The 22,823-nt window shown below is 59.6% G+C and carries 21 protein-coding genes; 12 read left to right on the top strand and 9 right to left on the bottom strand.

From position 1 onward, the window contains the following. Window positions 1-3 precede the first annotated feature (3 nt). The gene (locus ACM6I5_RS21740) at window positions 4-1,134 is read right to left on the bottom strand and encodes a carbon-nitrogen hydrolase family protein (RefSeq protein WP_017339692.1); all 1,131 of its coding nucleotides are present in this window, start codon (window positions 1,132-1,134) and stop codon (window positions 4-6) included. 210 nt (window positions 1,135-1,344) lie between these two features. Between ACM6I5_RS21740 and ACM6I5_RS21735 the strand changes: the two genes are divergently transcribed. Continuing rightward, on the top strand, window positions 1,345-3,384 hold the full coding sequence (locus ACM6I5_RS21735) for an FAD-dependent oxidoreductase (RefSeq protein ID WP_017339691.1): 2,040 nt from the start codon (window positions 1,345-1,347) through the stop codon (window positions 3,382-3,384). A gap of 189 nt (window positions 3,385-3,573) precedes the next feature. Then, window positions 3,574-4,491 (top strand): 1-aminocyclopropane-1-carboxylate deaminase/D-cysteine desulfhydrase, encoded by a 918-nt coding sequence (locus tag ACM6I5_RS21730; RefSeq protein WP_414884688.1) that lies wholly within the window; start codon window positions 3,574-3,576, stop codon window positions 4,489-4,491. Window positions 4,492-4,498: 7 nt separating this feature from the next. On the opposite strand, the gene ACM6I5_RS21725 is transcribed toward ACM6I5_RS21730, so the two are convergent. From ACM6I5_RS21725 to ACM6I5_RS21715, 3 genes are all read right to left on the bottom strand, one after another. Further along, the gene (locus tag ACM6I5_RS21725) at window positions 4,499-5,047 is read right to left on the bottom strand and encodes a cytochrome b (protein ID WP_414884687.1); all 549 of its coding nucleotides are present in this window, start codon (window positions 5,045-5,047) and stop codon (window positions 4,499-4,501) included. 178 nt (window positions 5,048-5,225) lie between these two features. Beyond that, the gene (gene phnX, locus ACM6I5_RS21720) at window positions 5,226-6,053 is read right to left on the bottom strand and encodes a phosphonoacetaldehyde hydrolase (RefSeq protein WP_017339688.1); all 828 of its coding nucleotides are present in this window, start codon (window positions 6,051-6,053) and stop codon (window positions 5,226-5,228) included. 162 nt (window positions 6,054-6,215) lie between these two features. Continuing rightward, window positions 6,216-7,325, bottom strand: coding sequence for a 2-aminoethylphosphonate--pyruvate transaminase (locus ACM6I5_RS21715; RefSeq protein WP_017339687.1), 1,110 nt, complete (start codon window positions 7,323-7,325; stop codon window positions 6,216-6,218). Between the two features lie 109 nt (window positions 7,326-7,434). On the opposite strand from ACM6I5_RS21715, the gene ACM6I5_RS21710 reads away from it, so the two are divergent. After that, on the top strand, window positions 7,435-8,292 hold the full coding sequence (locus ACM6I5_RS21710) for a LysR substrate-binding domain-containing protein (RefSeq protein ID WP_017339686.1): 858 nt from the start codon (window positions 7,435-7,437) through the stop codon (window positions 8,290-8,292). Window positions 8,293-8,407: 115 nt separating this feature from the next. Here the strand turns inward: ACM6I5_RS21710 and ACM6I5_RS21705 are convergent, their stop codons facing one another. After that, the gene (locus ACM6I5_RS21705) at window positions 8,408-9,112 is read right to left on the bottom strand and encodes a murein L,D-transpeptidase catalytic domain family protein (RefSeq protein WP_017339685.1); all 705 of its coding nucleotides are present in this window, start codon (window positions 9,110-9,112) and stop codon (window positions 8,408-8,410) included. Between the two features lie 81 nt (window positions 9,113-9,193). Between ACM6I5_RS21705 and ACM6I5_RS21700 the strand changes: the two genes are divergently transcribed. Both ACM6I5_RS21700 and ACM6I5_RS21695 read left to right on the top strand, forming a co-directional pair. Further along, window positions 9,194-10,936: a L,D-transpeptidase family protein gene (locus ACM6I5_RS21700; RefSeq protein WP_414878681.1), complete on the top strand. Its 1,743-nt coding sequence runs from the start codon at window positions 9,194-9,196 to the stop codon at window positions 10,934-10,936. Between the two features lie 107 nt (window positions 10,937-11,043). Then, window positions 11,044-11,445 carry a hypothetical protein gene (locus ACM6I5_RS21695; protein WP_017339683.1) on the top strand — a complete coding sequence of 134 codons (402 nt, stop codon included), beginning with the start codon at window positions 11,044-11,046 and terminating at the stop codon, window positions 11,443-11,445. A gap of 51 nt (window positions 11,446-11,496) precedes the next feature. Here the strand turns inward: ACM6I5_RS21695 and ACM6I5_RS21690 are convergent, their stop codons facing one another. After that, a complete protein-coding gene (locus ACM6I5_RS21690; RefSeq protein WP_414878682.1) occupies window positions 11,497-12,339 on the bottom strand; it encodes a LysR family transcriptional regulator in 843 nt (280 codons plus the stop codon). A 109-nt stretch (window positions 12,340-12,448) separates the two neighbouring features. Here ACM6I5_RS21690 and ACM6I5_RS21685 point away from each other — a divergent pair, with 109 nt between their 5' ends. From ACM6I5_RS21685 to ACM6I5_RS21665, 5 genes are all read left to right on the top strand, one after another. Continuing rightward, window positions 12,449-13,153, top strand: a complete 705-nt coding sequence (locus ACM6I5_RS21685; protein ID WP_414878683.1) for a haloacid dehalogenase type II — start codon at window positions 12,449-12,451, stop codon at window positions 13,151-13,153. A gap of 17 nt (window positions 13,154-13,170) precedes the next feature. Further along, the gene (locus ACM6I5_RS21680) at window positions 13,171-13,962 is read left to right on the top strand and encodes an aldolase (protein WP_414884685.1); all 792 of its coding nucleotides are present in this window, start codon (window positions 13,171-13,173) and stop codon (window positions 13,960-13,962) included. A gap of 65 nt (window positions 13,963-14,027) precedes the next feature. After that, window positions 14,028-15,599, top strand: a complete 1,572-nt coding sequence (locus ACM6I5_RS21675; RefSeq protein WP_017339679.1) for a GGDEF domain-containing protein — start codon at window positions 14,028-14,030, stop codon at window positions 15,597-15,599. A gap of 253 nt (window positions 15,600-15,852) precedes the next feature. Continuing rightward, the gene (locus tag ACM6I5_RS21670; RefSeq protein ID WP_017339678.1) at window positions 15,853-16,647 is read left to right on the top strand and encodes an exodeoxyribonuclease III; all 795 of its coding nucleotides are present in this window, start codon (window positions 15,853-15,855) and stop codon (window positions 16,645-16,647) included. Window positions 16,648-16,758: 111 nt separating this feature from the next. Beyond that, window positions 16,759-17,586 carry an arylamine N-acetyltransferase family protein gene (locus tag ACM6I5_RS21665; RefSeq protein ID WP_414884684.1) on the top strand — a complete coding sequence of 276 codons (828 nt, stop codon included), beginning with the start codon at window positions 16,759-16,761 and terminating at the stop codon, window positions 17,584-17,586. Here ACM6I5_RS21665 and ACM6I5_RS21660 read toward each other — a convergent pair. Beyond that, window positions 17,583-17,900 carry a BrnA antitoxin family protein gene (locus ACM6I5_RS21660; protein ID WP_414878686.1) on the bottom strand — a complete coding sequence of 106 codons (318 nt, stop codon included), beginning with the start codon at window positions 17,898-17,900 and terminating at the stop codon, window positions 17,583-17,585. The two genes, ACM6I5_RS21665 and ACM6I5_RS21660, sit on opposite strands and share 4 nt — an antisense overlap. Window positions 17,901-17,903: 3 nt before the next feature. Further along, window positions 17,904-18,185 (bottom strand): BrnT family toxin, encoded by a 282-nt coding sequence (locus ACM6I5_RS21655; protein WP_017339675.1) that lies wholly within the window; start codon window positions 18,183-18,185, stop codon window positions 17,904-17,906. A gap of 246 nt (window positions 18,186-18,431) precedes the next feature. Here ACM6I5_RS21655 and ACM6I5_RS21650 point away from each other — a divergent pair, with 246 nt between their 5' ends. Both ACM6I5_RS21650 and ACM6I5_RS21645 read left to right on the top strand, forming a co-directional pair. Next, the gene (locus ACM6I5_RS21650) at window positions 18,432-19,949 is read left to right on the top strand and encodes a nucleobase:cation symporter-2 family protein (protein ID WP_414884683.1); all 1,518 of its coding nucleotides are present in this window, start codon (window positions 18,432-18,434) and stop codon (window positions 19,947-19,949) included. 391 nt (window positions 19,950-20,340) lie between these two features. Continuing rightward, window positions 20,341-20,967 (top strand): TetR/AcrR family transcriptional regulator, encoded by a 627-nt coding sequence (locus ACM6I5_RS21645; RefSeq protein WP_414884682.1) that lies wholly within the window; start codon window positions 20,341-20,343, stop codon window positions 20,965-20,967. A gap of 217 nt (window positions 20,968-21,184) precedes the next feature. On the opposite strand, the gene ACM6I5_RS21640 is transcribed toward ACM6I5_RS21645, so the two are convergent. Further along, window positions 21,185-22,645 carry an efflux transporter outer membrane subunit gene (locus tag ACM6I5_RS21640; RefSeq protein ID WP_414884723.1) on the bottom strand — a complete coding sequence of 487 codons (1,461 nt, stop codon included), beginning with the start codon at window positions 22,643-22,645 and terminating at the stop codon, window positions 21,185-21,187. Between the last annotated feature and the right edge of the window lie 178 nt (window positions 22,646-22,823).

The raw sequence follows: 22,823 nt of genomic DNA, 5'->3' as shown, positions 1-22,823 counted from the left end.
GGCTTACAACCAAAGATTCAGCAAGCGCGCGCCACGGACATTTCCACCGACGAAATGCTGGCCGTTGCTGCTGAGAAAGCTCTGCCCGGCGCTGCCCTGATCCCAGAATTGCCCGCGCAGGAACACACTCACACCGGCAATGGCCTGGCTGCTGGGCGGTTGAGCGGTCAGTGTCAGGCGATGCCAGGCCTGGCCTTCGCTGAGCTCGCCAGCCTTGAGACTGACGGAGCCGGGCGTCGACAAACCTTTGTAACCGCGCCATGGCTTGTCCCAGGTCCCGCGACCACTGACGAACGCCGGTACCGCGACCAACTGCGCACCCTGATCGTCGAGTTTGCGGTAGTTGCCCGGGTACCAACTGTCGCTACCGATCAGCACGCCCAGACGGCCGGCCGGGGTGTCGACGACGCTGAGCGTGTGTTCGCCATTTGCTTCGATGACATCATGCTCGGCGAAAATCGGGTGCATCTGGCGCTGTGGCTGGCCAATCGGCAGACCATCGCGACCGAACACCACGCTGCTGTTGTACAGCGCGCCGCGACCGATTTTCAGGGTGCCGTCGATGATGCTCGGCTCAGGCAGCACGATGGAGCCCGCCACCAGTGTCACGTGAAATTCTTTCGCCAGACCACCGAACAGCGCCTGGTACTCCTTGGCCATGCCTTTGGCTTTCATGCGCAGGTGCGCATCGTCCAGGCGGTTGTCGCCCTTGGCGCTGATCAGGGCGCGGACGAACTGCAAGGGATTGCTCACCGCCAGCCAGTTCATGGCTTCCTTGATGGTGGTGGCCTGGTACAGCTCGTCTTTTTCGCCACTGACCATCAACCAGGTGCCGACATGTTCAGGCAGCACGACGATGGTTTTTTCATTCAACAAGCCCTGTTCCTGGGCTTTCTGCAGATAGGCCGCGAGTTTGCGGTGCAGGCGTTCGGCGCTTTGATAGTCGGTGGGGAAGAGTTCCGGCTGGATGCCCAGCAGGTTGCCGCGATCGGCAGGGGTGCCTTGATCGATGGCGAGATCGATTCGCAGGTCCGACAGGTAATGACCCACCGGACGGTCCGCGGCCCACATGGCGTAGGTTGTCAGGGCGGCAATCAATGCCATGGAGAAAGTCAGGTACAGAAGTTTGCGCATGGGAAAACAGTCGACGGCCGTTTGCAGGGTTCGCTGACTAGGGTAGGGCTCATGTCGGCGCTTGCCAAGGGCTGCTGCGCATTTGGATCAATAAGTTGTCAGTTACGGTCATTGAGCGGCCGGGGGAGTGCTCATAGTCTGTTACACAAGACAGAGGGGCGCCAAAGAGCGCCCACACTTTTTCCGTGATCGCTCGTTGTGGAGTTACCGATGACCGCCGCTCATTACCCGCACCTGTTGGCCCCGCTGGACCTGGGTTTTACCACGCTGCGCAACCGTACCCTGATGGGCTCGATGCACACCGGTCTGGAGGAGAAACCCGGCGGTTTCGAGCGTATGGCTGCCTACTTTGCCGAACGTGCCCGTGGCGGCGTTGGCCTGATGGTCACGGGGGGTATCGGCCCGAACGACGAAGGCGGTGTGTACTCTGGCGCGGCCAAGCTGACCACTGAAGAAGAAGCGCTCAAACACCAGATCGTGACCCGAGCGGTGCACGAGGCGGGCGGCAAGATCTGCATGCAGATTCTTCACGCCGGTCGTTATGCCTACAGCCCGAAACAGGTTGCGCCGAGCGCCATCCAGGCGCCGATCAACCCGTTCAAGCCCAAGGAACTGGACGAGGAGGGCATCGAGAAGCAGATCAACGATTTCGTCACCTGCTCGGCCCTGGCGCAAAAAGCCGAGTACGACGGCGTCGAGATCATGGGCTCCGAAGGTTATTTCATTAACCAGTTCCTCGCGGCCCACACCAACCACCGCACCGACCGTTGGGGCGGCAGCTACGAAAACCGTATGCGCCTGCCGGTGGAAATCGTCCGTCGCGTGCGCGAAGCCGTTGGCCCGAATTTCATCATTATCTTCCGTCTGTCGATGCTCGACCTGGTGGAGGGCGGCAGCACCTGGGAAGAAATCGTGACGCTGGCCAAGGCCATCGAGCAGGCCGGCGCGACCCTCATCAACACCGGTATCGGCTGGCACGAAGCGCGGATTCCGACCATCGCCACCAAAGTGCCGCGTGGGGCGTTCAGCAAGGTCACCGCCAAATTGCGTGGCTCGGTGAGCATTCCGCTGATCACCACCAACCGTATCAACACCCCGGAAGTGGCCGAGCAGATATTGGCGGAAGGCGATGCCGACATGGTGTCGATGGCGCGGCCATTCCTGGCCGACCCGGACTTCGTCAACAAGGCCGCCGCGGGCCGTGCCGATGAAATCAACACCTGCATCGGTTGCAACCAGGCGTGCCTCGATCACACGTTCGGCGGCAAGTTGACCACGTGCCTGGTCAACCCGCGGGCCTGTCATGAGACCGAACTCAATTACCTGCCGGTGCAGCAGATCAAGAAGGTCGCGGTGGTCGGTGCCGGCCCTGCGGGTCTGTCGGCTGCAACCGTGGCTGCCGAACGTGGCCATCAGGTGACGCTGTTCGATTCGGCCAGCGAAATCGGCGGCCAGTTCAACATCGCCAAGCGCGTGCCGGGCAAGGAAGAGTTCTTTGAAACCCTGCGCTACTTCAACCGCAAGTTGCAGACCACCAACGTCGAGGTCTGCCTGAACACCCGCGTTGACGTGGCGAAACTGGTGGAAGGCGGTTACGACGAGATCATTCTGGCGACCGGTATTGCTCCAAGAACGCCGGCGATTCCGGGTGTCGAGAACGCCAAGGTGCTGAACTACCTCGATGTGATTCTGCAACGCAAACCGGTGGGTAAACGTGTCGCGGTCATCGGCGCGGGCGGTATCGGTTTTGATGTGTCGGAATTCCTGGTGCATCAAGGCGTGGCCACCAGCCTCGACCGCGAAGCGTTCTGGAAAGAGTGGGGCATCGACACGCATCTGGAAGCCCGTGGTGGTGTGGCCGGCGTCAAGGCCGAAGTGCATGCGCCGGCCCGTGAAGTGTTCCTGCTGCAACGCAAGAAATCCAAGGTCGGCGACGGCCTGGGCAAGACCACCGGCTGGATTCACCGCACGGGTCTGAAGAACAAGCAGGTGCAGATGCTCAACAGCGTCGAATACTTGAAGATCGATGACGAAGGCTTGCACATTCGCATTGGTGAAACCGGCGAGCCGCAAGTGCTGGCGGTGGACAACATCGTGATTTGCGCCGGGCAGGATCCGTTGCGTGAGTTGCACGACGGGTTGGTCGCGGCCGGGCAGAACGTGCATTTGATTGGCGGCGCGGACGTGGCGGCAGAGCTGGACGCGAAGCGGGCGATCAATCAGGGCTCGCGGTTGGCTGCGCAGTTGTAATCACCGCAATCCCTGTGGCGAGGGAGCTTGCTCGCGCTCGGCTGCGCAGCAGCCGTAAATCAGTGATGGTGATTAACCTGACACAACACCATTGCTGATAAAAGGAGTCCTTCGGACTCCAGCGGGCGCAAGCTCCCTCGCCACAAATTGGCTGCTAAGATGCTGGCTGTTTACCCAGAGCCGGCATCGATGTTTCTCCCTCCCAGTGACTGGCTACCCCAAGCCCCGCTCGAACCCCTTCGTCTTGATTGGCTAAGCCGATCGAGCATCGAACTCGCCATCCTGCGCCTCGACCAGATCGACCCTCTGATCAGCGGCAACAAGTGGTTCAAGCTCATCGAACACCTCAAAGCCGCCGACCTCGCCGGTGCCGAAGGCATCATCAGCCTGGGCGGTGCTCATTCCAATCATCTGCATGCACTGGCGGCTGCCGGCAAACGCTTGGGGTTCAAAACGGTGGGTTTGCTGCGCGGTCATCCGCAAGAAACCCCTACGGTCAAAGACTTGCAAGCATTCGGCATGCAGTTGCACTGGCTCGGTTATGGTGGTTATCGCGCGCGGCACGAGGCGGGTTTCTGGGAACCCTGGCGGGCGCAATATCCCGATCTGCTTCCGGTGCCCGAAGGTGGCGGAGGATTGCCCGGCGCAAAGGGCTGCATGCGGTTGAAGGTGATGGCCAGTGAGCAACTGAACAGTCTGGGCTGGAGCGGCTACGACGGTTGGTGGCTCGCCTGTGGAACCGGCACCACGCTGGCCGGCCTGGTGCTGGCCGAAGCGGGGGAGCATCCGGTTTACGGCGCGCTTGCTGTGCCCGACGACCATGGTGTGGCGCAGCAGGTCGAATCGATTGTGCAAGAAGCAGGCTTGCGCGACCCCGTGTGTGAACTGTTTGACGCCAGTCGCGGCGGCTTCGCCAAAGTCGATCCGTTGTTACTGGACTTCATCGCGCAGACCGAACAGGCCAGCGGCATTCCCCTCGAGCCGCTGTATACGGGCAAAGCGCTGTTGGCGCTCAAACAGCACATCGAGGCGGGTCGATTTGCCAAGGGCACTCGCCTGATCTTTGTCCACACCGGCGGCTTGCAGGGCCGCCGCGGGTTTCAATAAAAGGCGTTCAACCGCGCTTGGGCATCATCCGCAACAAGGTGTTATCGCCCACCACATAGTGATGATAGAGCCCCGCCACGGCGTGCAGCCCGATCAGCCAATAACCGATGGTGCCGCCGAGCACATGCCAGCCTTCGATCTGCCTGGCCAGCGCCTTGTCCTCCGACACCAGCAGCGGCAAATCAAAGCCATAGAACATCACCTGATGCCCCTTGGCACTGGTGACCAGCCAACCGAGGATCGGCATCGCGATCATGAAAATGTACAGCGCCCAGTGCATCAACCTGGCGAGGATGGTTTGCCAGTGCGGTGAGGCGGGGAAGATCTGCGGTGCCGGGCCGAGGCTGCGGGCGAACAATCTGAGCCAGACCAGCACGAATACAGTCAGCCCCAGCATGAAGTGCGATTCGGTGATCAGCGTTCGGCCGCCGCTGCCTTTAGGAAAGATCCCGCGAAATTCGATGCAGGCATACACCAGCGCCAGCAGGACCAGCATCAACCAGTGCGGGGTGATCGAGACGGTGCTGTAGCGTGAATCGGAGTTTTTCCACGGCATTCGGTGATCCTCACAGGTCGGGTCAAGCCACCTTTCTTGGTCGACGGTGCACTTTCACTGTAATCCTGTTTCGCCGGGTTTGCCTGACGCCAGTGGCGGTTCAATGCTCTAGATCAGGTGATCGAGCAAAAAAAAGCGCCGCGTTCCCTTGTAGGAACGCGGCACTTTGGCTGGTGAATCAGTAGCTTTGCGGCATTTCACCCTTGGCCAGACGCTTGTTGATGTCGGCGATCACTTCCGGCAAATCGGTGATGGTGTCGATCATGTAGTGCGGGCGCGAACCTTCGAACAGCGCGTGGATACGCTTGCGCTCGCTCGCCAGTTGATCGCTGCCGAGGGCGCGATAACCTTCGTAGTCCAGGCCCAGCGCGTTGCCCGAGCAGATCAGCGCGACGGTCCACATACCGGCGCGACGGCCCTCGAGAATGCCGGGCACGGTGTCGTCGATCTTCACGCAAGCAGCAACATCGTCGATGCCCAGGGCGATGACGTTGGCCAACGCCTGAGCCGGCCATGGACGGCCGTTAGGCACTTCGTCGGTAGCCACCACGTGATCAGCGATGTAGCCGTTGGTGGCAGCCAGCTCGACCACTTTGTCCATGACCTGTTTCGGGTAACCGGAGCACGAGCCGATCTTGATCCCTTGCTGGCGCAGGTTGGCAATAGTGTCCAGCGCGCCCGGAATCAGTGCCGAGTGCTCGGCGATTTTCTCGATCTGCAACGGCATGAAGCGCTGGTAGATGGCGGTGACGTCATCATCGGTCGGCGTGCGGCCGAATGCCTTGCGATAGCGTTCGGCGACTGCCGGCTGATCGCACAGGGTGCGGATGTGGTCCCACTTGCCCATGCCCATGGGACCACGGGCTTCTTCGATGGACACCTGGACGTCGAATTCGGCGAAGGCCTCGACAAAAATCTGCGTGGGAGCGAAGGAACCGAAGTCGACGACGGTACCGGCCCAGTCGAGGATGGCGGCCTGGAGTTTGGTTGGGTTTGTGTAGTTCATGGTGATCAAATCCTGTGGCAACTGATTAATGAGGAGCTGCTTTTGGTGGGAGCGGCGGTGCGACGATTCGACTTGCTCGCGAAAGCGGTGCAGCGAGCGACATTTATGTTGAATGTCAGTCCGTATTCGCGAGCCCGCTCCCACAGGGGAAATCGGTGTGGTTTAGATCTCTAACACTTCCATCTCGCGCAGCACGTCGGCAATCGCCGCCACGGCCGCGTGCATCTCGGTCTGGTTGACGTGGCCGATGCAGCCGACGCGGAAGGTTTCGACCTGGGTCAATTTGCCGGGGTACAGAATGAAACCCTTGGCCTTGACGCGTTCGTAGAATTCCTTGAACTGGTAGCGCGGGTCTTTCGGTGCGTGAAAAGTGACGATGATCGGCGCCTGGATGGCGGCGGGCAGGAAGCTGCGCAAGCCAAGTTTCGCCATGTCATCGAGCAACACTTTGCAGTTGTCGGCGTAGCGCTGATGCCGGACCGGCAAGCCACCTTCTTCGTTGTATTGCAGCAGGGCCTCGTGCAGCGCGGCGACTACGTGGGTCGGCGGTGTGAAGCGCCACTGGCCGGTCTTTGCCATGTAGGTGTGCTGGTCGAAAAGGTCCATCGCCAGCGAGTGCGAGTTACCGGCGGCATTGGCCAGCGATGCTTTGCGAGCGAAGACGAAACCCATCCCCGGTACGCCTTCCAGGCATTTGCCCGAAGCGGCGATCAGCGCGTCGAACGGCACCTGTTGCGCATCCACCGGCAGCGCGCCGAAAGAACTCATGGCGTCGATGATCAGGCGTTTGCCATGTTGCGCAATGACCTGGGCGATTTCCGGCAGCGGGTTGAGGATGCCGGTGCTGGTTTCGCAGTGAATCAGCGCGACGTGGGTAATGCTGGCGTCGGCCCGCAGCAGACGGTCAACGTCGGCGGCAGTGGTGGGTTCGTCTTCGGCGGTTTCAAACGTGCTGAAGGAACGGCCGAGCACTTCGCAGATTTTCGCCAGGCGTTTGCCGTAGGCGCCGTTGATCAGCACCAGGACTTTGCCGTCGCGCGGCACCAGCGTGCCGATTGCCGCTTCGACCGCGAAGGTGCCGCTGCCTTGCAGAGGCACGCAGTGGTGGCTGTCGCCGCCGTTGATGATCGCCAGCAATTGCTCGCAGAGGCTGGCGGTCAGTTGATTGAAGCGGTCATCCCATGAACCCCAGTCGACCATCATCGCCTGGCGGGTGCGGGCCGAAGTCGTCAACGGGCCGGGGGTGAGCAGGATGGGTTCGGCAGTACTCATTCTCGTGTCCTCGCAATCGATGGGATGAAGCTACGGGGCTTAAATTGCAATTTGCCGTGCTATCAATCAAATTGTTTGTTGTTATGCCAGCCATCAGTGAGGGTTATTCATGAACCTGTTCCAGCTCCGCGCCTTTGATGCGGTGGCCCGCGAGGGCAGCTTCACCCGGGCCGCCGCGCGGCTGTTCATTAGCCAGCCGGCAGTCACCGGCCACATCAAGGCGTTGGAGGAGCACTACCAGATCACTTTGCTGCGGCGCACCGCCCGACGGGTGGAGCTGACGGAGGAGGGCACCAAACTCGCAGCGATCACTCGGGCGATGTTTGGTCTGGCCGAAGAAGCGCAGGTAATGCTGGAGGCCAATCGTCAGTTGCTCACCGGCCGCCTGGAAGTGGCGGCGGACGGGCCGCACATGGTCATGCCGATGCTGGCCAGTTTGCGCGTGCGTTATCCGGGGATCACCGTGAACCTGCGCCTGGGCAATGCCCAGGAAACCCTGGCGGCGTTGTTATCGGAACATGCCGACGTGGCAGTGCTGACGGAGGTCGAGCCGCGCAAGGGTTTGCATTTGCAGGCACTGAGCGAGTCGCGGATATGTGCGCTGGTGCCCGCCGGTCATCCGTGGGCACAAAAGTCGAAGGGCGTGCAGCTCAAGGAACTGGATCAGGTCATCATGGTATTGCGCGAGCCAGGTTCGATCACCCGGCGCACGTTTGATGAAGCCTGTGTTCAGGCCAAGGTAAACCCGCGAGTGTTGCTGGAGCTGGACAGTCGCGAGGCCGTGACCGAGGCGGTCGCGGCGCAATTGGGGGTCGGGGTGGTGTCATCGGTGGAAGTCAGCCATGACCCTCGGGTAGCGGCGGTGCCGATCATGGGTGAGGGATTGGTGAATCGGCACATGATCGGGTGTATGGAGCGGCGCAGGGACTTGAGGTTGATACAGGCGTTTTTCGGGTTGGCGCCGTAGGTGCTGTCTTCTGCAGCTTCTACAAAGGGGCTGCCCGCCACCGATTATTTTGTCGTGTTGGGGAGCTTGGATCGTCGCGGGTACCGGTCACGCGTTGTCACTTGGACAGTAAGCGTCAACGGTTGGTTGTGGATTTCGACGCCGTGGCCACGGTCCCGCTACCGCAATTGATGTACGAAGATTTCTTCAACCAGCGCTGATCCGGGTAGTACGAAAACAGCAACTGCCCGTCTTTCATCGAATCAATCAGCTTGTGTGCAATCGCCGGCCGTACCGCCGGGCAACCCAGGCTTCTGCCGATTCGGCCATTGGCCCGTGCAAGCACCGGGCTGACGTAAGGCGCTCCATGAATCACGATTGCCCGGTCAAACGCATTGTCGTTGAAACCCGGCTCCAGGCCTTCCATGCGCAGCGAATAACCGTTTTGCCCGACATAGCTCTGTTGCGTGCGATACAGCCCGAGACTGGTGGCAAAGCTTTCATTTTGATTGGAGAAGTTGACGGCCATGTTCTCGCCGCTGTTGCGGCCGTGGGCGACCAGTTCATGAAACAGCAACTTGCGCTTCTTCAAATCGAACACCCACAGGCGCTGTTCGGTCGAGGGCAGGGAATAATCGATCACCGCAAGTCTTTGGACAGGCGCAGCGCCTTGGGCGATGCTGCATTGCGAGGCGCGAACGGCGAGGTTAATGACGTTGGCGTTGGCTTTCGGGGCCGCTTTGATGAGGGCGGCCGCGAGCGAATCGGCGTAGGCTAACGGTACGGACATTGCAGTCAATAGCAGGGCCGGCAGCAGATAGCCAATACGTAGTGGCGCCATATAGATGTCTCATCATGTTAAGTTCGAGTCTAGCAGTGCATTGAAAGCCAGGCGTTGAATGCGGGAGATTAAGGATTATCCATGGTGCTTTTAACAAGGTTATTCGTCATAAGCCGCGTATTTTTTATGGGCTTTCTGATCAGCGGCACAGCGCTTGCGGAAACTTCGCCGATTGAGCCGACAATTGCGCCTAGCTCCGTTATCGAGGCGGAAGCAGGCGATAACGTCGGTCAGGCGATTCAGACCTCGCTTGAGCCGCTGAAAACCGCGTTTCCGCCGTTGCTGACCGCGCCGCGTCATCGGCGGGTGGATGTCAGCCGTCTGGTGATGGATTTTTATACGCATCGCGCTTATCGCGCAGCGTGGACCGATGACCGCGACGTCGCACAATTGATCGCCAGCTTGAGCGCGACTGACGCCGATGGTTTGAACCCGACGGATTTTCATATTGATGAGCTGATCCGATCCCGGGCCACGATGCAGACTACGCCCGTCACCCCCGAGCAACGGGCGGCCTTTGATTTGGCGACGACGCATACGTTTATTACCGCGCTGCTGCAGCTGCGGCGGGGCAAGGTCGATCCCGCGCGGCTCGACATTCATTGGAATTTTGACGCCGATGGCGTCGACCCGCGCGACGACGTCAATGCTTTCTTCGCGGCGCTCGACAATCACGATGTAGCGAAGGCATTTGCCATCGCTCCGCCGCAAGAAGCGGTGTACGTGGGATTGCGTCAGGCGCTGGCGCAATTGCGTGGTATTCGGGACCGGGGCGGCTGGCCGCAAGTGGTTGTAGACCATTCGCTCAAGCCTGGCATGGACGAACCGGCTGTCGCGCAGTTGCGCGCGAGGATGGTCGCGGCAGGTTTTCTCGATCCGCGATTGATCCATGGTACGAAGTACGATGGCGCCGTCACCGCCGCAGTGAAAAAGTATCAGAACGAGCAATACCTCGGAGCGGATGGGATAGCGGGGGCGACGACGCTGGCGGCTTTGAATGTGCCCGTTGACGCACGCATTGATCAGGTTCGGGTGAACATGGAGCGGGCGCGCTGGCTGCTTTACAAGCTTCAAGGCACGTTCGTTATCGTCGATATTGCCGGCTACAAAGTAGCGATGTACCGCGATGGCCAGCCGATCTGGCGATCCCGGGTGCAGGTTGGTAAAGCGGCGCGCAATACCCCTATCTTTCAGGCGCAGATCACCTACGTCACGTTTAATCCGACCTGGACGGTGCCGCCGACGATCCTCAAGGAAGACGTGCTGCCGAAGATCCAGAGCAATCCCGGCTACCTGGCCGCCAACCGTATTCGTGTGATCGATCGCGAAGGCCACGAACTGGATCCTGCGGCCGTTGACTGGACCAACCCGCGTGGCATCAGTTTGCGCCAGGATGCCGGGCCCGATAGCTCATTGGGCCAGGTGGTCATCCGCTTTCCCAACAACTACGCGATTTATCTTCACGACACGCCGCATCGCGAGCTGTTTGCCAAGACTGTCCGCGCGACCAGTTCGGGCTGCATCCGGGTGGAGAACCCGCTGCAACTGGTGGAGTTGCTGTTCAACGACCCGGTTAAGTGGAACAGCGCCGGTATTCAGAAACAGCTGGCCAATGGCAAGACCGAGAATATTCGGCTACCGGTGAAGGTGCCGGTGTTGTTGGCCTATTGGACAGTCGATCTGGGCAGCGACGGGCGCGTCTCATTCAAACCGGATGTGTATGGCTACGATGAACCCTTGCTGCGGGCATTGAATCGACCTTCGCAAATGCCGGTGTTGAATCTACATGCGGCGACAGCATCGGCGGGAACTGGGCAGCCGTAGGGGAAATGGCTGTCAACCGTTCGGCACTTGCGCCGGGGCGCCAAAACAGCATCGCCTAATCTTTGATTTACTGGAAATTCTTCCGGTACTTACAAGGAAGGTGTGGCATGACTTCATTAAAGTTCGGCGCGTCCATCCTGTTGGTCTGCCTGGCAGGCTGCGCAACCACTCCGCGTAGTAACTACGAGCCACCGCCGGTGCCTGCATCGGCGGTGGCCCTTGATGACGCGCAGATAACCAGCACGCTGGTGGGAAGGAAATTTTACGGAACCACCCGAGAAGGCAGTCACCCTTATTCGATGAGTTTTGCGCCGAACGGAGTCGAGACATTCGAGATGGCGCCCTACAAACCGGAGAAGGAAAAGTGGACGCTGAAGGACGGGGTGATTTGTATTGAAGCGAAAGGCTACCCAACCGAATGCGGTCAGGTGAAGACCGCTAACAATGAGTATTGGTTTGTCGATCCGAAGAGCGGCAGAGTCAACGCGCACTTGAAACTGACGCCTTGAAGTTGAGCCGCATAGAGAAACGGGCGTTCATCTCACGCCCATTTCTCCTGTTCATGCCTTGCCCAGCGCCTCCCGCAAAAACTCCACCAGCCCTCGCTGCAATCCGGTCAGCGCGCCTTCGCGACTGATCAGCGCCAATTCTGTTGGCGGTAATTCGGGCAGATCAGTGCACACGGTGTGCTCTGGCAACACCGCCGAAGCGGGCAGCACCGACAGGCCCAATCCGGACGCCACCGCCGCCTGAATCCCCGTCAGGCTGTGGCTGCCAAACGCAACCCGCCACGGTCGCTGTGCCACATCCAGCAGGCGGATTGCCCGTTGCCGATAAATGCAGCCTTGTGGGAACAGCGCCAACGGCAAGACGCCCTGGGCGGAGTCGACCCCTGCACCTTTGACCCACACCAGTGCTTCCGGCCACGCCGCCCAGCTTGGGCCGCTGTCCGGTTCACGCTTGACCAGTGCAATGTCGATGGCGCCCGTCGCGAGCTTTTGCTTGAGATCGGTGCTCATGCCGCTGACGGTTTCCAGCCGCGCTTCAGGTCGGCTGCGGTTGAAGCCGGCGAGGATCACAGCCATACGCCGTGCATCGAAATCCTCCGGTACGCCAATGCGCAGTATTTCCAGGTCGAGATCACTGGCGAGGGCTTCCACCGCCTCCGAGGACAGGGCCAACAGCCGCCGGGCATAGTGAATCAGCAGCTCGCCGTGCTCGGTGACGCTGATGTTCTGTCCTGTGCGGTCGCGAAGCAGCAGCGCATGCCCGACCAGTTCTTCCAGTTTGCGAACCTGTTGGCTCACGGTGGATTGGGTGCGGTGTACACGTTCGGCAGCGCGGGTGAAGCTGCCTTCGTCCACCACGCAGACGAAGCTCTTGAGCAGTTCGAGATCGAGCATGGCGGGCTCCTTTGATATTCGATTTATCACTGACGAGTCGATATTAATTTAATTTCACACTATCACCGTTCGCTCGTAACCTGAAGATCACTTTTCAGAGGATATGACCATGGCACTCAAAAACGCTCCACGCCCCGAATGGCTGACCTTCGATTGCTACGGCACGCTGATTCAATGGGATGAAGGTTTGAAAGCCGTGGTCGCGCAGATCCTGCGCGACAAGGGTGATCACACCGTCGATGTCGATCGCCTGATCGAGGTGTATGACCGGCACGAACACCGGCTGGAGCAGACACCGCCGCATCGTGCGTTCCGGCAGTTGAGCACCCTTGGGTTGCAAATGGCGCTGGAGGATCTGGGGTTGGCGAGCTCGGACGAAGACAGTCAACGGCTGGCAGCGGCAATCCCGAAAATGCCGCCGTTTCCCGAGGTGATCGACACGCTTGCCCGGCTCAAGACGATGGGCTTCAAGTTGTGCATCGTGTCCAACACCGATGACGACATCATCGCCGGCAACGTGGCGCAACTCGGTGGCCACATCGATCGGGTCATCACCGCCCAGCAGGCCGGCGCCTACAAGCCCGATCCGCGGTTGTTCGACTACGCTCACGCGCAGCTGGGCGTCAGTCGTGATCAGGTGGTGCACATCTGCGCGAGCCCGACGCTGGACCACACCGCCGCGCGCGATATGCATTTTCGCTGCGTGTGGATCGACCGCGGCACCGGTCGCCAATTGCTGCCCGACTATCAACCCGATGCGATATTGAGCACGCTGGATCAAGTCCTGCCCTTGTTCGAATCCCTTGGCTGGTAAACCCCGGAGTCATTGCCATGGCACACACTCTTGCAGGCGGTTCCCGTTCCGCCCGTTACACCGACCTGAACCTGGACTTGCCGGCTGTCATCACGGCGCGCTCGGAATTGGCGGCGTGCTTTCAACTGGCGGCACTGCATGGGCTGGAGGAGGGGATCTGCAATCACTTTTCCGCCATGGTGCCGGGGCGCGATGATCTGTTTTTCGTGAACCCCTACGGCTACGCGTTTGCAGAAGTCACTGCGGACAACCTGTTGGTCTGCGACTTCCACGGCAACGTCGTGGCCGGCGAAGGCCAGCCCGAGGCGACCGCGTTTTACATCCATGCGCGCCTGCACAAACTGCTGCCGAGGGTCAAAGTGGCGTTCCACACGCACATGCCCCACGCCACGGCGTTGTGCTTGCTGCAAGGCCCGCCGCTATTGTGGCTGGGGCAAACAGCGTTGAAATTCTACGGGCGTACGGCGGTGGACGAGGATTACAACGGCCTGGCCCTCGATGAGTCCGAAGGTGACCGGATTGCCAGCGTCATGGGCAATGCCGACGTCCTGTTTTTGAAGAACCACGGCGTGATCGTCGCAGGGCCGACCATCGCCGAAGCCTGGGATGATCTGTATTACCTGGAACGCGCCGCCCAGGTGCAATTGATGGCGATGGCGACCCAGCGCGATCTCAAGCCAGTGCCTCCCGCCATTGCGCAACGTGCCTACGAACAAATGCGCCTGGGAGATGCAGAAAGTGCTCAAGCGCATTTGCGCAGTGCAATGCGACGCCTGCCCAAAGGACAATTGCCCCGCACCATCCCGTAGACTAAGCTCGCAAACATTAAGGGTTTTGGGCCTTCGCCCATGCCTTACCCTTGCAGGACGAGCTTTTGCCTATCTCCGGTGACGACCCGCGCGACGCCAGTGGCGTCAATTTGAAACGGCTACCCCTGCGCAAGGCGGCGGTGCTGTTTATTGTCGTGGTGTGTCTGTGCCTGTGCGGTTTGCTTTATCTGCAACTGGAGCAATCGCGCCGGCACGATCTGGCGGTGGCCGAAGTGGCGTCTTCGAACCTCACCCGCGCCATGGCCCAGCAGGCTGAAGACACGTTCATGAAAGCCGACCTGGTACTGACCAGCCTGGCGGACTGGATTCAGGTTGACGGGTTCGTCCCGGCGCAGATCCCGCGTCTACAGAAAACGTTTGCCCGACGGGTACAGACACTCAGTCAGTTGCACGGGATCTTCCTGTTCGATCAAAAGGGGCAATGGGTCGTCACCTCATTCGAGGATCTGCCCCGCGGCCCCGGCGTGGCGGACCGCGACTATTTCCTGTTTCACCAGCAGAACGTATCGTCCCTGGCGCACATCGGCCCGGCGATTCGCAGTCGCGTGAATGGCGAGTGGATCATTCCGGTTTCCAAGCGGGTGAATGACAAGGACGGCCATTTTCAGGGCGTGTTGCTGGCCGGCATCAAAATGTCCTACTTCGATCAGTTTTTCAAAAGCTTCAGTATCGATGACGACGGCTCTATTTTTCTGGCGCTGACTGACGGAACGCTGCTGGCGCGACGGCCGTTTGTGGAAGCGCAGATTGGCCAGTCACTGGCCAAAGGGGAGATTTTCAGCAAGTACCTGGCAGGCGCAATGTCCGGCAACGCCATGATCAGTTCTGTACTCGATGGCACTGTCCGCTTGCAAGGCTACCGGCAACTCGACGCCTATCCGCTGGTGGTGTCCGCGGCCTCGTCCCGGGATTCGATTCTCAAGGGCTGGTATGACACGGCGTTTAAATCCAGCGTCATTGTGGCGCTGGTTGTGCTGGGCGTGGGGCTGTTCGGTTGGGTGTTCGTGCGCCAGGTGCGCCTCGGTGAACGGGTCGAGAAGGATTTGCGCAAGGCCAAGGAGGCGCTGAAGCTGATCGCGACCCATGACAGTCTCACCGGCCTGGCCAATCGCCGACTGTTCGAACAAGCGCTGGACCTCGAGTTTGGCCGTGGAATCCGGCAGTCGAGTTCGTTGAGCCTGATCATGCTCGATATCGATTACTTCAAGCGCTACAACGACGCTTACGGCCATGTCGCGGGTGACCATTGCCTGGCCGAAGTGGCGAGGGTGGTGAAGAGTTGCTGCCATCGAACCACCGATCTGGCGGTGCGTTACGGCGGCGAGGAATTCGCTGTGTTGCTGCCGAATACGGATATTCAGGGTGCGATGGTCATTGCCGAGCAGATCCGCCGCAGCGTCATGACCCGGAACATCAATCACAGCGCCGCGCCCAGTGGTTATGTGACGGTCAGTCTCGGTTGTTATGCCTTCGTACCGACGCGCCTGGACAGCACCGAAGTGCTCATTGAGCGCGCGGACGCAGCGTTGTATCAGGCCAAGCATTCCGGACGAAACCGTTCGGCGGTGCTGTCGATGGACGGCGGTGTCGGGGAACTGATGCGCTCGGATCGTTGAGATGAAGTCGGCTTGCGCACGGTCAGCTACCGCCAGTTTCGCCTCCCGCACCTGAGCGACTGGAGCTGCCCGTTTCGCCGGAGCTGTCGCTTGAAGAGCCCGAGCCGCCATCGCCCTTATTGCCGCCGTCGCTGCTGTGGCCGCCGGAAGGCTCACCGGGATCATTGTTGGGCGCCATCGTCGATCCGGCCGACGCAACCACCGGAATGCGTGGATGTCACACACTGAACACACATGTCCGGAGCGCTGGCCCATGAAGAATCTGCGAGTCGCAACGTTCAACGTCAATGGCATGCGCGCCCGGCTGCCAAACCTGCTGGCCTGGCTGGAGCGGGAGAAACCGGACATCGCCTGCCTGCAGGAGCTCAAGTCGGTGGACAGTGCATTTCCTGCCGCAGAGCTTGAGGCTGCCGGCTACGGCGCGATATGGCAGGGTCAAGCCTCGTGGAACGGGGTGGCGATTCTGGCCCGGGATGCGCAACCACTGGAGAGTCGCCGTGGTTTGCCGGGTGACGACGGTGATACCCACAGTCGGTATCTGGAGGCCGCCGTGCACGGTGTCCTGGTGGGCTGCCTGTATCTGCCAAACGGCAATCCGCAGCCGGGGCCGAAGTTCGATTACAAGCTGGCCTGGTTCGAGCGGCTGATTGCCTACGCCAAGGATCTCCAGAGCAGCGAACACCCGGTGGTGCTGGCCGGTGACTACAACGTGGTGCCGACTGACCTGGATATCTATAACCCACGGTCCTGGCTCAAGGATGCGCTGCTGCAACCGGAAAGCCGCGAGTGTTATCAACGGTTGCTGGATCAGGGGTGGACCGACGCCCTGCGCCATCTGTATCCGGAGGATCGGCTCTACACCTTCTGGGACTATTTCCGACAGCATTGGCAGAAAAATTCCGGGTTGCGCATCGATCATCTGTTGCTCAACCCGGCGCTGAGTCCTTATTTGCAAGACGCGGGTGTCGATGCGTGGGTGCGCAACGAGCCACATGCCAGCGACCATGCCCCGACGTGGATTCAACTGGGTTCACGCAAGCGCCGTTGATTGTCCATGCGTGGCGATTGGCGAAATCAATTGTCGGGCGGACCGCTTTTTCCCTTATACATGGCGCCCATCGGCGGAGAGATCCGCGGCCCCATGCATAAGGATCGAGCAATGAGCGAGCTACGTCTGAGCAATCTTGCGTTGTACCTGCAACGTCTGGGTTTCGACGCGCCACCGGCGCCAACCCTGGAAACCCTGCGTCAGCTGCAGTTTCGTCACACCGCTGCGTTCCCGTTCGAAAACCTCACCACGTTGTCTGGCGAGCCGGTACTCATCGACTTGCCGTCCATCGAGCAAAAAGTCCTGCACGATGGCCGCGGTGGTTACTGCTATGAACTCAACAACCTGTTCCTGGCCCTGCTTCAGGCGCTGGGTTTCGACGCTTGCGGCATTTCCGGCCGCGTGGTCATGGGCCAGCCCGAGGGGGCGTGGACCGCGCGTACGCACCGCTTGAGCCTGGTCACCCTGGGGGGCGCGCGCTACATCACCGATGTGGGATTCGGCGGTATGGTCCCCACCGCGCCGCTGCTGCTCGACACTCCGGAGGAGCAACTCACGCCTCATGAACCTTATCGGATTGAACGCCACGCAGACGGCTACACCCTGCGCGCCAATGTCGCTGGTGAGTGGCGCGCGATGTACATCTTCGACCTGCAACGCCAGGAAGACATCGATTACGCCGTCGGCAACTGGTATGTCTCAACCCATCCCGAATCATCTTTTGCCAAACAGCTTATGGTGGCGCGGACAGGGGAAGGGTGGCGCCGTACGCTGAACAATGGCAGTTTTGCCATCCACCGGATCGGTAGCGAGAGCGAGCGGCGGCAGATCACTGAGGTGGCTGATCTGGTCCGGTTGCTGGCGAGCGAGTTCGGGATCCGGGTGCCTGAGCACGCACATTTGAAGCAGGTGCTTGGGCGGTTGATCGAACAGGACTAGGGGCGGACGTCAGGCTCCATCAATTGACGGATTTCGCTGACGGCATCCAGCAACTTCTTTTCCAGGCTTTTCAGATCGGAGGGCGTTATGCCCTTTTTGAGATGCCCGGTCCCGGCAGGTGTGTTTCTGTCGCTGAGCAACGCGTGTCGCAGTGTGTTGTTGATCACCGTCTGGTAGCCATACCCCTCGCTTTCCGCAAGCGTGCGAGCGGCTTCTATGACCGCTTCATCCAGCATGATGGTAATGCGGGTCTTGCCTTTGCCGGGGGCAACCGCCCCACGCTTGGCATTGCTGAAGTCGTATTCATCTTTCATTACTCAAGCCTCCAAATATTGGCGACGCTCGTTTTTTGTGGCGAGACGCGCGGAAATGATTCGAACGAAATTCGGCTCACGGTAGGTGTACGCGACGACCAGCAGGCGACCTTTGGCGTCCAGCCCCATGATGATCCATCGTTGCTCGTCATGAAGATCATCCTGGAGCGTCAGCGCCCGTTCGTCATGGAACACGGCGTCAGTCTCTGCGAGGCTGATGCCTTGGTGCTTCAGTTTGTTCGCCGCGTTTTTTGCCTTGTGATACTGAATTTCGAATGGCTTCATTATGCATACTTTATATGTATAAAAAAGAGAGCGACGCTACCGGCGGTCGCCAGGAACTCAAAAGACTAGCGGGGGAACGAACGAGGCTCGGGACGGATATATTTCAAGGTTTATTGAAGGATGCTGCGGGTGGGGATGGACACCTGTCCATAATCTGACTGGTCAGTTGTATACAACTCTATAGACATTTGTCCTGAGTCTTGCATACAGTGTGCGCATAACAAAAAACCAGGGAACCCCCCAACCATGAAAACGCCCCATGTTTCACACCAACGGCCTGAGGACGAAAACCTCGGAGTCGGCGCGAATATGGCTTACGGCCTGCAACATGTTCTGACCATGTATGGCGGTATCGTCGCGGTGCCTTTGATCATCGGCCAGGCGGCCGGGCTCTCGCCGGCGGACATCGGCTTGTTGATTGCTGCTTCATTGTTTGCGGGGGGCTTGGCGACGTTGCTGCAGACCCTCGGTTTACCGTTTTTCGGTTGCCAGTTGCCGCTGGTGCAGGGCGTGTCGTTCTCTGGCGTCGCGACGATGGTGGCGATCGTCAGCAGTGGTGGCGAGGGCGGGTTTCAGTCGATTCTCGGGGCGGTGATTGCCGCGTCGTTGATCGGATTGCTGATCACGCCGGTGTTCTCGCGCATCACCAAATTCTTCCCACCGCTGGTGACGGGCATCGTGATCACGACCATTGGCCTGACGCTGATGCCGGTGGCCGCGCGCTGGGCCATGGGTGGCAACAGTCATGCACCAGACTTCGGCAGCATGGCGAACATCGGTCTGGCGGCAGTGACGCTGGTGCTGGTGCTGTTGCTGAGCAAGGTTGGCAGCGCGACCATTTCCCGGCTCTCGATTCTGTTGGCGATGGTGATCGGCACCGTCATCGCGGTGTTTCTCGGCATGGCAGACTTCTCGTCCGTCACCCAGGGCCCGATGTTCGGCTTCCCTACACCGTTCCACTTCGGCATGCCGACCTTCCACTTCGCAGCGATCCTGTCGATGTGCATCGTGGTCATGGTGACACTGGTGGAAACCTCGGCGGACATCCTCGCCGTCGGTGAAATCATCGACACCAAGGTCGACTCCAAACGCCTGGGCAATGGCCTGCGCGCCGACATGCTGTCGAGCATGATCGCGCCGATCTTCGGCTCCTTCACCCAAAGCGCGTTCGCCCAGAACGTCGGCCTGGTGGCGGTGACCGGGATCAAGAGCCGTTTCGTGGTGGCCACCGGCGGCTTGTTTCTGGTGATCCTCGGCCTGCTGCCATTCATGGGCCGAGTCATCGCCGCCGTGCCGACTTCCGTGCTGGGTGGTGCCGGAATCGTGCTGTTTGGCACCGTGGCGGCCAGCGGCATTCGCACACTGTCCAAGGTCGACTACCGCAACAACGTCAACCTGATCATCGTCGCCACCTCCATCGGTTTCGGCATGATCCCCATCGCTGCGCCGAATTTCTACGACCACTTCCCAAGCTGGTTCGCGACGATCTTCCACTCGGGCATCAGCTCCTCGGCGATCATGGCCATCGTGCTGAACCTGACCTTCAACCACCTTACTGCCGGTAACTCGGATCAGCAGTCGGTGTTTGCGGCGGGTACTGAACGGGTCCTGCGTTATCAGGATCTGGCCGCGCTGCGCGAAGGGGATTACTTCAGCGAAGGCAAGTTGCACGACTGCGACGGTAAAGAGGTCCCGGTGGTGGAGGTGGATCATGGGCATGGAGAACCACGGGAGTTGCCTGCGAAAAGCAGTGAGCATGTCTGACTGCAGGAAAATTCGGTACGAGTGACGCTCCACCGATGATCGAAATTCGGATCGAGGTCCGCAATTGCGATCCTTGGGCTTGGCCTCCAGTATTGGCCCCCATCCTGTTGGCAGCAGAGAAACTGGCGCCCTCTGATGTAGTGGCGACTGGCATGCTGGTCGGATTCTGAACCCAAGGTCATTCGTGGCCGGGAGCTAAAGAATCGCTGCGACTACTCCTCGTAAATTCAAAAGGCGTCCTTTCGGGGCGCCTTTTTGATTGCCTTGGACTTTGTTTCGCAATGGTACCGACCAGGTGTGGGGGGGCCGGGTACCAAAATAGTCGATTTGTGACTATTTATCCTGTCGGTCACAAGTTGTCAGTCCTCGATAGGGTGGGTAAGCTGTTCCCATGAATCAGCCATCAATATCTTCATCTTCGCCCAGCCCCCGTGGCCCAGCCGATCACGACATTCGAGACCAGATTGTCGCGGCGGCCAATGAACATTTCAGTCAGTATGGCTACGGCAAAACCACGGTTTCCGACCTGGCTAAGGCCATCGGGTTTTCAAAGGCCTACATCTACAAATTTTTTGATTCCAAGCAGGCGATCGGTGAAGCCATCTGCGCTAATTGTCTGGCAGAAATCGTCGCGACTGTGGAGCAGGCTATCAATGTAGAAGGCCTGTCGCCGACGGAGCGCTTTCGACGTTTGGTCAAAACAGTGATCGCCACAGGTGTGAATCTTTTCTTTAACGACCGAAAACTCTATGACATTGCAGCATTCGCGGCGTCGGAAAGCTGGCTCAGTACGCAGGCTTATGACGCACAGATCAAACGCTTCGTGTCGCAAATCGTGCGAGAGGGGCGAGAGATTGGCGAATTTGAACGCAAGACTCCGCTGGACGAGACAGTAGAAGCGATACATCTCGCGCTGCGACCATTCGTCAACCCTTTGCTGTTGCAATACAACCTCGATTTCGTCGAGGAGGCGCCCACGCTTACCTCCAACCTCATCCTGCGTAGCCTCATGCCCTGAGCTTCGGTTAACAGTTTACGGCATACCCGGGTAAGCGACCGATCACCAAAACGCTCTCACTTTGCCCTTCTTCCATCCGTCGAAGGGCATTCTATTTGTCTGTGTAGTGACTATTGACTGTATTGGTCGCATGAGCAAATAGGGTGATGCGTCGCTTCTACTGTTTCATCTCAGTGATACCAGGTGCGTGCATCAAGTGCTACCGCACCTGATTAAATCATCGTGTCGCAACAGGCTGTACTCCAGGAAGTTGCCAGCCACCACCTAGCGACTTGAATGCCGCGACCGCCGCCCGTGCCGACTCCGTTCGCGCTTGCGCCCGAGCATCGGAAGCCTGCAGCATCGTCTCGTCAGCGTGCAGGACATCAATCAGGCTGGCCGTGCCTTTCTCATAAGCAATGAACGACGATTGGCGAGCCTGAGTCAGAGACGCCTCTCCCCCAGTGAGGGTGGCTGCTTGAGCTTCCCGATTCACCAGTGCGGAGAACGCGTTCTCGACATCCTCGGTGGCGCGCAGCACGGACTGACGGTAAGCGGCCAGGTTTTCGGCTTCCTGTCCCTTGGCTTGGTCGATTTGGGCGTTTATGCGACCGAAGTCGAAGAGTCTCCAGCGCAGTCCCAATACACCCGCCGACTGGCTGGCACCGCCGGTAAACAGGTTGCCTGCGGAGACAGCCGTGGCACTGCCCAGCAATGCGCCAAGGGAGAATTTCGGGTAGTACTCAGCAATCGCCTCCCCGATGCGAGCGTTCGAGGCCGCAAGACGGCGCTCAGCCACAATGAGGTCTGGCCTGCGGCGCAGCAAATCGGCCGGCGTTCCCATTGCCTTCAACTGCGGCGCTACAGGAATGCTCGCCGCACTTGCCAGTTGCGTGCGGTGAGTGCCTGGCGGCGTGCCGAGCATGACATCCAGCGCATTCATGGCCGCATCCAGACCGGTCTGCAGGACCGGCACTGTCGCTTGGACCTGCGATAGCGCACCCTCTGTCTGGCGAACCTGATAGTTTGCGGCGAGCCCCTTGCTGTAGAGCAATTGGACTTTATCTAGCAGCGCCTGCTGCGTTTTGACTTGCCGATTCGCAATGTCCAGCCGGGCCTGCAATCCGCGGACAGTGATGTAGATATCGGCGGTCTGCGCGGCGATGGCCAGTCGTGTGGCAGCGACACCCGCCTCGGAAGCCTGGTACTCGGCCAGTGCAGCCTCGCGTCCGCGTCGCAGTCCGCCGAAGACATCTACCTCCCAGCTGGCATCGAGGTTGGCCTCGTAGGAGCTTCCGTACCGGTCATATTCAGGCGTTGAGTTCAACACCTGGCCGAGCGATGTCTCGATTGACTGGTAGGAGCGTGCGCCCTGTCCGCTGATGTTCCCTGAGGGGAGTAAAGCGGCATTTGCAGCACCTAGTCCGGCCCGCGCCTGTGTGACTCGCGCCGACGCCTGCGCCAGGTCCAGATTCTGCTCAAGCGCCTTGGAGATGAAGTCGGTTAGCACTGGATCACCAAAGCCTTCCCACCAGGCTACAAGGCTGGTCGGCGTCACTCCATGACGCTGTTCGACAGAATGCTGACCCAAGTAACGATCCGAAAGCGGAGCGTCTGGACGATTGTAGTCCGGACCAACCGCGCAACCTGCCAATAAGCCGGCGCTGACCAAAAGAGCAATTGGACGGAGGGGAGGCATTGAGATTCCTTCAATAGAGGATATTTGTGACCATGTTACGCAATAGTCACACTCTGTCAATTGAGGTGGCTTGAGAAAATTTTGGGTTTTCATTGGTTTCGGCGGTTTATGTGTTGAGCTTGAGAAGCTAAATATTTCATTATTTGTGACCATTGACATAAATGGTCACTAGACTGAG

The sequence above is a fragment of the Pseudomonas sp. IT-P171 genome (genome assembly GCF_949767765.1).
Classification (GTDB): Bacteria; Pseudomonadota; Gammaproteobacteria; order Pseudomonadales; family Pseudomonadaceae; genus Aquipseudomonas; species Aquipseudomonas fluorescens_B.
This window is presented reverse-complemented; position numbering and strand designations above follow the sequence as displayed.